Origin of the sequence: Microbacterium sp. 10M-3C3 (genome assembly GCF_003931875.1) — a bacterium.
In the GTDB taxonomy this organism is placed as follows: domain Bacteria; phylum Actinomycetota; class Actinomycetes; order Actinomycetales; family Microbacteriaceae; genus Microbacterium.
Map to the genome: position 1 here is coordinate 1,070,104 of NZ_CP034245.1, position 12,952 is coordinate 1,083,055.

General features: G+C 72.1%; 10 protein-coding genes. 7 read left to right on the plus strand and 3 right to left on the minus strand.

Annotated features, from left to right (window positions below; translation table 11 throughout):
* The first annotated feature begins 2 nt into the window (after positions 1–2).
* Entirely contained in the window at positions 3–1,886 is a 1,884-nt protein-coding gene (locus EI169_RS05070; RefSeq protein ID WP_125131369.1) for a phosphoenolpyruvate carboxykinase (GTP), read from the plus strand.
* Between the two features lie 18 nt (positions 1,887–1,904).
* Here EI169_RS05070 and EI169_RS05075 read toward each other — a convergent pair whose 3' ends face one another.
* The 3 genes from EI169_RS05075 to EI169_RS05085 all read right to left on the minus strand — a co-directional run bounded on the left by EI169_RS05075 (position 1,905) and on the right by EI169_RS05085 (position 5,366).
* Complete coding sequence (locus EI169_RS05075) at positions 1,905–3,791, minus strand: ABC transporter ATP-binding protein (protein ID WP_125131370.1); 1,887 nt, start codon at positions 3,789–3,791, stop codon at positions 1,905–1,907.
* A gap of 121 nt (positions 3,792–3,912) precedes the next feature.
* Positions 3,913–4,119 carry an AsnC family protein gene (locus EI169_RS05080; protein WP_125131371.1) on the minus strand — a complete coding sequence of 69 codons (207 nt, stop codon included), beginning with the start codon at positions 4,117–4,119 and terminating at the stop codon, positions 3,913–3,915.
* 95 nt (positions 4,120–4,214) lie between these two features.
* Positions 4,215–5,366 carry an HNH endonuclease signature motif containing protein gene (locus tag EI169_RS05085; protein WP_125131372.1) on the minus strand — a complete coding sequence of 384 codons (1,152 nt, stop codon included), beginning with the start codon at positions 5,364–5,366 and terminating at the stop codon, positions 4,215–4,217.
* Here EI169_RS05085 and EI169_RS16530 point away from each other — a divergent pair.
* The 6 genes from EI169_RS16530 to EI169_RS05110 all read left to right on the plus strand — a co-directional run bounded on the left by EI169_RS16530 (position 5,284) and on the right by EI169_RS05110 (position 12,794).
* Positions 5,284–5,526 (plus strand): hypothetical protein, encoded by a 243-nt coding sequence (locus tag EI169_RS16530; protein ID WP_164515385.1) that lies wholly within the window; start codon positions 5,284–5,286, stop codon positions 5,524–5,526. The two genes, EI169_RS05085 and EI169_RS16530, sit on opposite strands and share 83 nt — an antisense overlap.
* 194 nt (positions 5,527–5,720) lie before the next feature.
* Complete coding sequence (locus EI169_RS05090) at positions 5,721–6,461, plus strand: beta-phosphoglucomutase family hydrolase (protein ID WP_125131373.1); 741 nt, start codon at positions 5,721–5,723, stop codon at positions 6,459–6,461.
* 45 nt (positions 6,462–6,506) lie between these two features.
* The gene (locus tag EI169_RS05095) at positions 6,507–9,065 is read left to right on the plus strand and encodes a glycosyl hydrolase family 65 protein (RefSeq protein ID WP_125131374.1); all 2,559 of its coding nucleotides are present in this window, start codon (positions 6,507–6,509) and stop codon (positions 9,063–9,065) included.
* Between the two features lie 70 nt (positions 9,066–9,135).
* The gene (locus tag EI169_RS05100; protein WP_125131375.1) at positions 9,136–11,262 is read left to right on the plus strand and encodes a DNA polymerase III subunit gamma and tau; all 2,127 of its coding nucleotides are present in this window, start codon (positions 9,136–9,138) and stop codon (positions 11,260–11,262) included.
* Positions 11,263–11,265: 3 nt separating this feature from the next.
* Positions 11,266–11,859: a recombination mediator RecR gene (gene recR / locus EI169_RS05105; RefSeq protein WP_125131376.1), complete on the plus strand. Its 594-nt coding sequence runs from the start codon at positions 11,266–11,268 to the stop codon at positions 11,857–11,859.
* On the plus strand, positions 11,856–12,794 hold the full coding sequence (locus tag EI169_RS05110) for a DMT family transporter (RefSeq protein WP_240640643.1): 939 nt from the start codon (positions 11,856–11,858) through the stop codon (positions 12,792–12,794). The genes recR and EI169_RS05110 overlap by 4 nt, the downstream gene beginning before the upstream one ends.
* The last annotated feature ends 158 nt before the right edge of the window (positions 12,795–12,952 follow it).

Below are 12,952 nucleotides of genomic sequence, written 5' to 3' on the forward strand. Positions count from 1 at the left end.
TCATGGCCATCGCCGACATCCCCACCACCCCGCGTGCGACCGTTCGCGTCGCTCGCCAGCCCGCCCCGCGCTTCGGCGCGCGTCCCCAGGTCTCCGGCCCCGGGATGGCGGCGCTGACCGCGTGGGTCGACGAGATCGCGGCGCTCACGCGGCCCGACCGGGTCCACTGGGTCGATGGGTCGCGCGCCGAGAACGACGCGCTGCTGCGGGAGCAGGTCGCGGAGGGGAAGCTGCTCAAGCTCAACCCCGAGTGGCGTCCGGGTTCGTACCTGGCGCGCAGCCACCCCGGTGACGTCGCCCGCCTCGAATCGCGCACCTACATCGCCAGCGAGCGCGAGGATGACGCCGGCCCGACGAACAACTGGATCGCGCCCGACGAGATCCGCGCGACGCTGACGCCGCTGTTCGAGGGCTCGATGCGCGGGCGCACGATGTACGTCGTGCCGTTCTCGATGGGAGCCGTCGGCGGCCCCCTGTCGCACATCGGCGTGCAGGTCACCGACAGCGCCTACGCCGTCACCTCGATCGGCGTCATGACGCGCGTGGGCACCGAGGTGCTGCAGCGCATCGCCGACGGCGACGACTGGGTCAAGACGGTGCACTCGGTGGGCGCGCCGCTCGCCCCCGGCCAGGCCGACACCGCGTGGCCGTGCAACGACGAGAAGTACATCGTCCACTTCCCCGACACGCTCGAGGTGTGGTCGTTCGGCTCGGGCTACGGCGGCAACGCGATCCTCGCGAAGAAGTGCTTCGCGCTGCGCATCGCCTCGGTCATCGGCCGCAACGAGGGCTGGCTCGCCGAGCACATGCTCCTCATCCGCGTCATCGACCCAGCCGGTCGCGCCTACCACGTCGCCGCGGCGTTCCCGTCGGCGTGCGGCAAGACGAACCTCGCGATGCTGCGTCCGACGATCCCCGGATGGCGCGTCGAGACGCTCGGCGACGACATCGCATGGCTGCGCCCGGGCGAGGACGGGCGCCTGTGGGCGATCAACCCCGAGGCCGGCTTCTTCGGCGTCGCGCCGGGCACGGGCGAGTCGACGAACGTCACGGCCGTCGAGACCCTGTGGGGCAACACGATCTTCACGAACGTCGCGCTGCGCCCCGACGGCGACGTCTGGTGGGAGGGCCTCACCGACGAGGCCCCGCCGCACCTGACCGACTGGGAGGGCAACCCCTGGACGCCCGACTCCGGCCGTCCCGCCGCTCACCCGAACTCTCGCTTCACGGTGAGCGCCGCGCAGTGCCCGCAGATCGCCGCCGACTGGGATGCCCCCGAGGGGGTGCCGCTGGACGCGATCCTGTTCGGCGGCCGCCGGGCCACGAACGTGCCGCTGGTCGTGGAGGCGACGGACTGGACGCACGGCGTGTTCCTCGGGTCGACGATCTCGTCGGAGAAGACGGCCGCCGCCGAGGGCACCGTGGGGGAGCTGCGCCGCGACCCGTTCGCGATGCTGCCCTTCTGCGGCTACAACATGGCCGACTACTTCGGCCACTGGCTCAAGATCGGTCACGAGCTGCGGTTCGACCGCGCGCCGCGGATCTTCCAGGTCAACTGGTTCCGCAAGGGCGCCGACGGCCGCTTCCTGTGGCCCGGCTTCGGCGAGAACTCGCGGGTGATCGATTGGATCATCCGCCGCATCGACGGCGAGGTGCCGGCGGTGGACACCCCCATCGGGCGCCTGCCGCGCATCGACGACCTCGACCTCGACGGCATCGAGGTGCCGGAGGCCGACCTCGACGAGCTGTTCGCGATCGATCGCGACTCGTGGCTCGCCGAGGCCGACCTCACGGAGGAGTTCTACGCGAGCTTCGGCGCCCGGCTGCCGGCCGCGCTTCACGCGGAGCTCGCGTCGCTGCGCTACCGCCTGAAGACCACGGCCTGAGCCGGGCGCCCGAGGGCGTCACACGAGGAGCTGGTGCTTCGCGAGATCGCGGTACAGCGGCGTCGATGCGACGAGCTCCGAGTGGGTGCCCTGCCCGACGACCCGGCCGTGGTCGAGCACCACGATGAGGTCGCTGTCCACCACCGTGGACAGGCGGTGCGCGATCACAAGCAGCGTCCGACCGGTGGCGACCGCGTCGATCGCCTCGCGCATGCGCTGCTCGTTCACGCCGTCGAGCGACGACGTCGACTCGTCGAGGAGGAGGATCGGCGGCGCGGCGAGGAGGGCACGCGCGATCGCGAGACGCTGACGCTCGCCGCCCGAGAGCATGACGCCGTCCTCGCCGACGGGCGCGTCGATCCCGAGCGGGCTGCGCTCGAGCACCTCGCTGAGGTTGACGGCGCGCAGGACGCGCTCGCATTCGGCGTCGCTCGCGTCGGGGGAGGCGAGGCGCAGGTTGTCGGCGATCGAGCCCGCGAGGGTCGGTGCATCCTGCTCCACATAGCCGAACCGGGCACGCAGCGCCGCGCGGTCCCACGCGCGGACGTCGGCGCCCTCGACGAGGATCCGACCGTCGGTCGGGTCGTAGAAGCGCTCGACGAGCGAGAGGATCGTGCTCTTGCCCGCGCCCGACGGCCCGACGAGCGCGACGCGGGCGCCGTGCGGCACCGTGAACGAGACGCCGCGCAGCACGTCGTGGTCGGTCTCCGCCGCAGCGGTCGTCGCCCGGTCGGCGGCGCGTTCGAGGTGCGCCTGCTCGAGCACCGTGCGCGCCTCCTCGGCGGCCGCCTCGCGCGCCTTCACGACGTGCGCCGGGTAGCGGAACCGCACATCCTCGAACACGATCGCCGGGGCGTCCGCGCGAGGCGGTGCCGCCGCATCCGGGGGGTCGGCGGCCGTTTCCTCGGGGAGCTCGAGGATCTCCTGGATGCGCCCGAGCGCGCCGAGAGCCTGGTTGACCGACGTGATCGCTCCGATCGCGGAGGCGAGGGGCTGGATGAGGAGGAACAGGAAGATCACGAACGTCACGAGGCTCGCGACGTCGATCGCGCCCGCGGCCACGCGCAACCCGCCGACCCCGAGCACGACGAGAAGCGAGACCTGCAGGGCGATGCCTGCGACCGGGACGATGAGGGCCGACACGCGCGCGATGCGCACTCCCGCACGGTAGGCGTCGGTCGCGGTCCCTTCGAGCGCGGCGCCCTCGCGCTCCGTGGCGCCGGCGGCCCGGATCGTGCGGATTGATCCGACCGCGCGCTCGACGCCCGATGCGAGCTCGCCGACCTTCTCCTGCTGCTGCGTCGAGGCCGCGCGGATGCGGGTGCTGAGGACGACGACCGTGGCGATCGAGGCGCCCACGACGAGCACGATGAGCCCGAGCAGCACGGGATCGATGAGCGCCATCGCGACGACCGCGCCCACGAGGATGAGCGCGTTGCCGACCGCGTCGGCGAGGCCCTGCGTGAGCACCGCGTACAGGAGGGTGGTGTCGGTGCCGACGCGGGAGACGAGGTCGCCCGTACGGCGGGCGTCGAACTCGCTGATCGGCAGACGCAGGATGCGGGCGATCAGGCGCCGGCGGCTGGAGAAGACGACCGCGGTGCCGGTGCGCTGGAGGAGGTAGTGCTGGTAGCCGGAGATCACCGACGACACGATGACGAAGGCCACGAGCAGCCACACGAGAATGCCGAGCGGCACGCCCTCCTGCACGCGCGAGATGATCTGCCCGACCAGCGCCGGCTGCACGAGCGTCGCGCCGGCGCCAAGGACGCTGAGGACGGCGACGACGACGAGCACGCCACGGTGCTCGAGGAGGAAGGGCAGCAGCTGCCGGAACGACGCGCGCGGGCCGTCGTCGTTGCTGCGGCGGCCGCGCCGGCCGCGCGGGGGTGGGGGAGTGGACATGCGGATTCCTTGCTCATCACGCTCGGGGTCATCCACGACAGTACGTCGCGCGGCGGGGCACCCGATGCATCCGTCACGCCGTCGAGAAACCAGGCACGGCTCGAGATGGTCCGGGCGGCGGTCAGCGCCGGCCGAACCGCTTGTTCGCGGCCTGCTTGCTCACACCGAGCGCACCGGCGATGGCCTGCCACGAGAAGCCGAGGTTGCGCGCGCGGCGCACCTGCACCTCCTCGGCGCGGGCGATCTCGCGCCGCAGCTCTGCGAGCCGCCGCAGCTCGGGCAGGGGCTCGCCCCCATCAGCGCCGATGATTGTTGCGATGTCGCTCATGCCGCCTCCTGTTCGGCGGCAACGCTAGTTGACGCTGGACGGGTCGTCAACTGCTGTTGACGTCCAGACGAGGCGGAGGCGCGGCCCGCGCCGATTCAGAAGGGTGGGTCGCCGGGTGGGGGGTCGGGTTCGTCGCGGAAGATGACGTATCGCTCGGGTGGGTCGGTGGAGACCCTGCCGAGGGGGCTGGTCCAGCGGATGCTGCCGTCGCGGAGCTGCACCGGTTTCCAGGGTTTCTCGGTCTTGAGGGTGTGGTGCCTCTTGCACAAGCACGCGAGGTTGCACGCTTCGGTGGTGCCGCCGAGCGCCCAGTCGCGGTTGTGGTCGCGGTCGCAGTGTCGGGCGGGGCGTCGGCATCCGGGGAAGCGGCAGTGGATGTCGCGGGCGGCGAGGTAGCGGTCGAGGTTCGCGGGTCGCCGGTAGGTGTCGGTGGCGAGGACGTGTCCGTGGATGGGGTGGGTGCGGATCCGCTCCCACGATGGCGCTTGCGCGAGCAGGCATCGGGCGGTGTCGGCGTCGATCGGGATGGCGCCGTCGGGGGTGGCGCCGCGGTCGGCGAGCCCGGCGGCGGTGAGCGCGGGGATGACGATCGACGCGCGCGCCTGGATGGCGGCGAGCCCGCCGAGTGCGCCGGTGATGGCGCCGGTGGTCGGGTCGACGCTTGGGCCGCCGGTGAGGAGGATGTCGGTGGCGAGATCGGCGCGGATCTGGTCGATGTTGCGCTGGTCGTAGACCGCGTCCGGGTTCTCATCCCCGTGGACCGGTTCCTTCACCGCGACCGCTTTGATGTGATTCGCGCCCTGCGTGAGCCGGTCCATGGTCCCGTGGACGAGGACCGCGGACGCGACGATGCCGAGTTCGGCCATGCCGTCGCCGAGGTCCTGCACCCACACTCTCCGCTTCTGCACCGCCTCGGCATGCCGTTCGGTGATCGAGCGGGGGTGCAGCTCTTGCGCGACCTGCATCGCGAAGGTGCGTGCCGCCGGCGCGGTCACGAGGAACGCCCGCTCGAGCACGGTGCGTTCGTACAGCGCCCGGGTGTCCGGGTCGACGAGGTCGCGACCTTCCTCGACGATGACCATCGCGTGCCGCGCCGAGATCCGGCTCTCGGCCAAAGCGTCGAGGGTGGCGGGGTAGTCCTCGACCAGTTCGAGGGCGGCGTGCATGCGGTTCTGGATCGCCCGGTCATGCACCCGGAGCGCGGCGCCGATCTCCGACGCGATCGAACGCTCTTCGACCTCCCGCATCCGCGTCTCCACCGACTGCGTGGCCGCACGCTTCTTCGCGATGCGCAGCGCCGCGGCCAGCCGGACGATCTTGTCGGCTTCGATCTCCGCGATCGCCTCGTCGTCGGCGATCAGCCCATCGATCAGTTCCGCGAGCGCGACGTCATCCTCGTCGGGATGAACGATGCTCGGGGTCCTGGTTATGTGCTTACTCTCGCATCAACCTCCGACATCGATCCGCGTGCGGGGTGCCCTTCGTCTCGGTCGCTGCGCTCCCGCGCTCCCGGCCCTGCGCCCGCACTCGATCGCTGAGCGCGCGCAGCGAGACGGCGCGCGGCCCCGCACGCAAGCGGCCGCGCGAACTACGCTGGAGGGGTGCCCGAGGCCAACGACACGCAGCTGCCCGACCTGACCGCCTACGACGCCGTGCTGTTCGACCTGGACGGGGTGCTCACGCCCACCGCCGAGGTGCACATGCGCGCGTGGCAGACGATGTTCGACCGCCTGTTCGCCGACTGGCACATCGAGCCGCCGTACTCCGAGCGCGACTACTTCGAGCACCTCGACGGCAAGAAGCGCTACGACGGCGTCGCGAGCCTGCTGCGCAGCCGCGACATCGAGGTGCCGTGGGGCGACCCGTCCGACCCGTCGACGGCCGACACGGTCTGCGGCATCGGCAACCGCAAGAACGACGTCTTCTCGAGCCTGCTGCGCACCGAGGGGATCGCCCCCTACCCGGGCTCCGTGCGCCTGGTCGACCGGCTGCGCGCCGCAGGCGTGCCCATCGCCGTCGTCTCCAGCTCCAAGAACGCCGAAGAGGTGCTGCAGGCCGCGGGCATCCGCGACCGCTTCCCCGTCGTCATGGACGGCGTGATCGCCGAGCGCGACCACCTGCGCTCGAAGCCCGCGCCCGACGTGTTCGTCGAGGCGGCCCGGATGCTGGGCGTCGAGCCGGCGCGCTCGGTCGCCGTCGAAGACGCCATCAGCGGCGTCGAATCCGCCGCCGCGGGCGGCTTCGCGGTCGTCGTGGGCGTCGATCGCGGTGCGGGCGCGGACGCGCTGCGCGAAGCCGGTGCGACGGTCGTCGTGGACGACCTCGCCGCGCTCGTAGACTGACCCCTCGAACCACCCGAACGTTCCCCTCTCAGCAGAAGGCTGTCCATGATCGACCGCGGCCGATTCCCCGTCGACGAGTGGCGTCTCGTCGAGACCGAGGGCTCCCTCGACGACGCCGGCGTGACCGAGACCCTGTTCTCCGTCGGCAACGGCTACCTGGGCCTGCGCGGCAACTATCCCGAGGGCCGCTTCGCGCAGGAGCAGGGCACCTTCATCAACGGGTTCCACGAGATCTTCCCCATCCGCCACGCCGAGCAGGCGTACGGCTTCGCCGAGGTCGGACAGACGATCATCAACGCGCCCGACGCGAAGGTCATGCGCGTCTACGTCGACGACGAGCCGCTGTCGTTCGACGTCGCCGACGTGCGCGAGTACGAGCGCGTCCTCGACATGCAGGAGGGCGTGCTGCGCCGGCGCATCCTGTGGGTCACGCCCTCGGGCAAGCACGTCGAGATCGAAGACGAGCGCATGGTGTCGTTCGAGGAGAAGCACCTCGCGATCATGCGGCTGACCGTCACGGTGCTGAACGCGGATGCACCGGTCACGATCAGCTCGCAGCTGATCAACCGCCAGGATGGCGAGGGCATCTACGGCGGCAAGCCCTACGGTGGCGCGGCGTCGTCGCGCCCGGGCGCGTCCGGCTTCGACCCGCGCAAGACCGACAAGCTCGCCGATCGCGTGCTCGAGCCGCAGGAGTACTGGCAGGACGGCGACCGCTCGACCCTCAGCTACCGCGTGGCGGAGTCGGGGATGACCCTCGCCGTCATCGCCGACCACACCGTCGGCACCGCGAACGAGTACACCGCGCGCCGGCTCATCGAGCCGGACATCGCCAAGAACGTCTTCCGCGTGCAGGCGCGCGCGGGCGTCCCGACCACGCTGACGAAGACCGTCGCGTACCACACGTCGCGCGGCGTCCCCACGAGAGAGCTCATCGACCGCTGCCGCCGCACGCTCGACCGCGCCGAGACGATCGGGATCGACGAGCTGTTCGCGCGGCAGCGCCGGTGGCTCGACGCCTTCTGGGAGCGCTCGGACGTGCGCATCGAGGGCCACCCCGACCTGCAGCAGGCCACGCGCTGGTGCCTGTTTCAGCTCGCGCAGGCGGCGGCCCGGGCCGACGGTCAGGGCGTTCCCGCCAAGGGCGTGACCGGTTCCGGCTACTCCGGCCACTACTTCTGGGACACCGAGATCTACGTGCTGCCGTTCCTGGCGTACACGTCGCCGCTGTGGGCGCGCAACGCGCTGCGGATGCGCTACCTGATGCTGCCGGCGGCCCGCAAGCGCGCGCACCAGCTGAACGAGGCGGGCGCGCTGTTCCCGTGGCGGACGATCAACGGCGAAGAGGCATCCGCCTACTACGCCGCCGGTACCGCGCAGTACCACATCAACGCCGACGTGAGCTTCGCGGTCGCGAAGTACGTCCGCGCGACCGGCGACGTCGACTTCCTCGATTCCGAGGGCGTCGACATCGCCGTCGACACGGCGCGGCTGTGGGCGACGCTGGGCTTCTGGCGCTCGAGCGACAACGTCATCGACGGCGAGGGCGAGTCGTTCCACATCCACGGCGTGACCGGGCCCGACGAGTACACGACCGTCGTCAACGACAACCTGTTCACGAACGTGATGGCACGTTTCAACCTGCGCTTCGCGGCCCGCACGGTGCGCGAGATGGAGGAAGCCGACCACGACGCGTACGAGCGCATGGTCGAGCGGATGAACCTCGACCCGTCGGAGCCGGAGATGTGGGAGCGCGCCGCCGAGGCGATGCACATTCCCTACAGCGAGGCGCTGGGCATCCACCCGCAGGACTCGGTGTTCCTCGAGCGCGAGATCTGGGACCTCGAGCACACGCCGGCCGACCAGCGCCCCCTGCTGCTGCACTTCCACCCGCTCGTCATCTACCGCTACCAGGTGCTCAAGCAGGCCGACGTCGTGCTCGCGCTGTTCCTGCAGGGCAACCACTTCACGGCCGAGGAGAAGCTCGCCGACTTCGAGTACTACGACCCGCTGACCACGGGAGACTCGACGCTGTCGGCGGTGGTGCAGGCGATCCTCGCCGCCGAGGTGGGCTATCAGGACCTTGCGCTGGAGTACTTCCGCAACTCGCTCTTCGTCGACCTCGGCGACCTGCACCACAACGCGGCCGACGGCGTGCACGTGGCGTCGGCCGGCGGCGTGTGGACCGCGCTCGTGTGCGGCTTCGGCGGCATGCGCGACCACTTCGGCGAGCTCACGTTCGACCCGCGTCTGCCCGCCGAGTGGCCGTCGATGTCGTTCCCGCTGCAGTGGCACGGCACGCGCCTGGACGTCACCCTGCGCCGCGACCTGCTCACCATCGAGGCGGGGGAGGGCGACCCGGTGTCGTTCTCGGTGCGCGGCGTCGGCTACACGGTGCACGGCGGCTCTCGCGTCGAGGTGCCGCTCGAGGGTCAGGGGCCCGTCATCCCCGGCAAGCCGTCGCTGCGGCAGTTCGCCGACGCGCGGCGCGAGGACGGCACGTTCCTGTCCGCTTCCGTGCCGACGGTGACGGCGGCGATCCCGGTCATCACCGACGGCGTGCACGCCGATGAGACGGGCGCCGCGCTGCCGCTGGACACGTGACACGCCGCACGTCGCGGGCGGCGTCGGGCGCACCCGGCGCCGTGTCGGCGGCACGCCGTAGGCTGGTCGGGTGACCACCGCTCTGTACCGCCGCTACCGCCCCGAGGCGTTCGGCGAGATGATTGGGCAGTCGCAGGTCACCGATCCGCTCATGACCGCGCTGCGCAGCGACCGGGTCGGTCACGCCTACCTGTTCTCGGGGCCCCGCGGATGCGGCAAGACGACGTCGGCGCGCATCCTGGCCCGGTGCCTGAACTGCGCGCAGGGGCCGACCGACACGCCGTGCGGCACGTGCGACAGCTGCGTCGAGCTGGGCCGCGGGGGCGGCGGGTCGCTCGACGTCGTCGAGATCGACGCGGCGAGCCACAACGGGGTCGACGACGCGCGCGACCTGCGCGAGCGGGCGATCTTCGCGCCGGCCCGCGACCGCTTCAAAATCTTCATCCTCGACGAGGCGCACATGGTGACGCAGCAGGGCTTCAACGCCCTGCTCAAGCTCGTCGAGGAGCCGCCCGACCACGTGAAGTTCATCTTCGCGACGACCGAGCCCGAGAAGGTGCTCGGCACGATCCGCTCGCGCACCCACCACTACCCGTTCCGCCTCGTGCCGCCCGCCGCGATGCTCGAGTACGTCCAGGGCCTGTGCGACACGGAGGGCGTCGCGGTCGAGCCGGGCGTGCTGCCGCTCGTCGTGCGTGCCGGCGGCGGCTCGCCCCGCGACACCCTGTCGCTGCTCGACCAGCTCATCGCCGGGTCGGAGGCGTCGACGGACGCGGGTACCGAGAACGCAGGGCAGGTCGTCGTGCGCTACGAGCGCGCGGTCGCCCTGCTCGGCTACACGCACGCCGAACTGCTCGACGAGGTCGTCGACGCGTTCGCGGCGTCGGATGCGGCGGCCGCTTTCACGGCGGTCGACCGCGTCGTGCAGACCGGGCAGGACCCGCGGCGCTTCGTCGACGACCTGCTGGAGCGGCTGCGCGACCTCATCGTGATCGCGGCGGCCGGGTCCGCCGCATCCGCCGTCCTGCGCGGCGTGCCCGCCGAGGAGCTCGAGCGCATGTCGCGGCAGGCGTCGCTGTTCGGCGCGACGCGACTGTCGCGCACCGCCGATCTGGTCGTCGCCGCGCTCGACGAGATGACCGGCGCGACCTCGCCGCGGCTGCAGCTCGAGCTGCTCGTCGCTCGCGTGCTCGCGCACACCGGCGGCACGTCGGCCGAGCCCGCTCCGGCCCCTGCCGCTCCCGTGCCCGCGCCCGCCGCGTCCGCCCCCGCGCCCGCACCCGCGCCATCAGCGCCCGCCGCCGCGCCCGCGCCCGCCGCAGAACCCGCGCCCGCCGCATCGGAGCCGGCGAGAGTGCCCGCTCCCGCCGAGAGTGCACCGTCGGAGGAGCAGACTCGCGACGAGGATGCATTCTCGGCGCCCGCGCCCGCGGGCCCGCTCACCACGCAGCGCATGCGCGACGCGTGGCCGGAGGTGCTCGCACGACTCGAGACGCTCAGCCGCACGTCGTGGCTCGTCGCCTCCGGCGCACGGGTGCTCTCGCTCGACGATGACGTGCTCGCGCTCGGCTTCGCCGGCCCGAACGACCTCGCGGCCTTCAAGAAGCGCTCCGCCGGCTCCGGCCCGAGCGAAGACCTGCGTCAGGCGATCATGGGCGTCCTCGGCATCCGCGTGAAGTTCATCGCGCGCCTCGACGGCGACGGTCCCGACGGCCGCGGGCCCGCCGCACCGCCGCCCGCACCGGCGCCCGCGCCCGAGCATCGCCCTGCAGCCGCCGCCGCGGCGCCCGTCACGGAGTGGGCGGTCGCGCCCATCCCGGTCTCCGCGCCGGAGCCCGACGGCGGGGGCGGACTGCCCGGTCCCGCCGCCGCGACGCCGGCGGTCGCGCAGTTCGCGGTCGACGACGAGCCCGAGGATGCGGCGCCCGACGCGGCGCGCGTGGCCACCCTCGCGCCCGCTCGCGAGGGTGACGTGCTCCCCGCCGACGTCGTCGAGCCCTCGGCGGATCCCGATGAGCCTGAGGACGAGCTGCCCCCCGATGAGCCGGTCGACGCGCCGGTCCCGCCCGTCGTCGCGCCGCCCATCGCCCCCGCACGCGGGGGCGTGCAGCGGTACGGCGAGGCCGTCGTACGGCAGGTCCTGGGGGCGCGCTTCGTGCGGGAAGAGCCGCACCAGAGTCCCACGAGGTTCAGCTAGCCCATGTACGACGGCATCGTCCAAGACCTCATCGACGAGTTCGGCCGGCTCCCCGGCATCGGCCCGAAATCGGCGCAGCGCATCGCGTTCCACATCCTGCAGACGCCGTCGTTCGACGTCGCGCGCCTCGCGACGATCCTCGGCGAGATCCGCGAGAAGGTGCGCTTCTGCGAGATCTGCGGGAACGTCTCCGAGCAGGATCGGTGCGCGATCTGCCGCGACCCGCGCCGCGACGAGACCCTCATCTGCGTCGTGGAGGACGCGAAAGACGTCGCCGCGATCGAGCGCACGCGCGAGTTCCGCGGCCGCTATCACGTGCTCGGCGGAGCGATCAGCCCCATCGCGGGCGTCGGCCCCGACGACCTGCGCATCGCGCAGCTCATGCAGCGACTGGCCGACGGCACGGTGCAGGAGGTGATCCTCGCCACAAACCCCAACCTGGAGGGCGAGGCGACCGCGACCTACCTCAGCCGACTCCTCCACACGCTCGAGATCCGGGTGACGCGCCTCGCGTCGGGCCTCCCGGTCGGCGGCGACCTCGAGTACGCCGACGAGGTCACGCTCGGGCGCGCCTTCGAGGGTCGTCGCACGCTGTGAACGCCGCCCTGGGCAGTCGCTTCACTCCGCGGGCGTGGCTGCTGTTCGCCGTCATGGCCCTCGTGTGGGGCATGCCGTACCTCTTCATCAAGGAGGCCGTCGCGTCGCTGTCGCCGCCGGCCGTCGTATGCATCCGCACGCTCGGCGCGGCTCTCCTGCTGCTGCCCTTCGCGTGGCGCTCCGGCGCCCTCCGCCCGGCCCTGCGCGTGTGGCCGTGGGTGCTCGTTTTCGGGCTCATCGAGATGGCGGGACCGTTCCTGCTTCTCGGCCACGCGGAGCAGACGCTGCCGTCGGGCCTCACCGGGCTGCTGGTCGCCACGGTGCCGCTGTTCGCCGCGGTCATCGGCTTCTTCACCGGCGACCGCGGCGCACTCGGGCTCGTCCGTGTCCTCGGACTCGCCGTCGGCTTCGCCGGCGTCGCGGTGGTCGTCACGGGCCCGGGCCTGGCCGCGGGCGACGGACTAGCGGGCCTCGGCGCGATCGGCGAGGTGCTCGCGGTCGCCGTCCTGTACGCGATCGCGCCGTTCGTCGTGGCGACGAAGCTGCGCGGCATCCCCTCTCTCGGCACGATCAGCCTGTCGCTGCTGTTCATCGGCGTCGGCTACCTCCCGTTCGCGATCCTCACGCAGCATTCCCTTCCCACCACCCGCAGCCTGCTCGCGGTCATCGCGCTGACCGTCGTGTGCACGGCCGTGGCGTTCCTGGCGTTCTTCGCGCTGATCGCCGAGGTGGGCCCGGCCCGCGCGCCGCTGTTCACGTACGTCAACCCGATCGTGGCGATCGCCCTCGGGGTGCTCCTGGTCGGCGAGGAGCTGAGCCCCGGCCTGGTCCTGGGCTTCCCCCTCGTGATCGTCGGATGCTGGCTCGCGGCCACCGGCGGCCGACTGCGCGCGCGCCCCCGGCCCGGCGAGCCGCCGGCGGTCGCGGCGGGCTGACGGCCGGCGACCCGACGGGAGACGACCGACGGCCACGCGTCGTATACCGCGCGGACACCTCGCGCTCGTGTGCCGGCCACCCGTCGCCGTCATCTTCATTCCTCGGATGACCGCAAAGTAGCCTCACCGGAAGCTCGCGCGCCCGGTCATCCGATGGG

Bases quoted from the DNA above. Each gene is read 5' to 3' on its own strand.
- EI169_RS16530 (WP_164515385.1), top strand. From the start codon at position 5,284: ATGCGGTTCTGGATCGCCCGGTCATGCACCCGGAGCGCGGCGCCGATC.
- EI169_RS05085 (WP_125131372.1), bottom strand. From the start codon at position 5,366: ATGCGGGAGGTCGAAGAGCGTTCGATCGCGTCGGAGATCGGCGCCGCG.
- EI169_RS05095 (WP_125131374.1), top strand. From the start codon at position 6,507: ATGATCGACCGCGGCCGATTCCCCGTCGACGAGTGGCGTCTCGTCGAG.
- recR (WP_125131376.1), top strand. From the start codon at position 11,266: ATGTACGACGGCATCGTCCAAGACCTCATCGACGAGTTCGGCCGGCTC.
- EI169_RS05070 (WP_125131369.1), top strand. From the start codon at position 3: ATGGCCATCGCCGACATCCCCACCACCCCGCGTGCGACCGTTCGCGTC.
- EI169_RS05080 (WP_125131371.1), bottom strand. From the start codon at position 4,119: ATGAGCGACATCGCAACAATCATCGGCGCTGATGGGGGCGAGCCCCTG.
- EI169_RS05075 (WP_125131370.1), bottom strand. From the start codon at position 3,791: ATGTCCACTCCCCCACCCCCGCGCGGCCGGCGCGGCCGCCGCAGCAAC.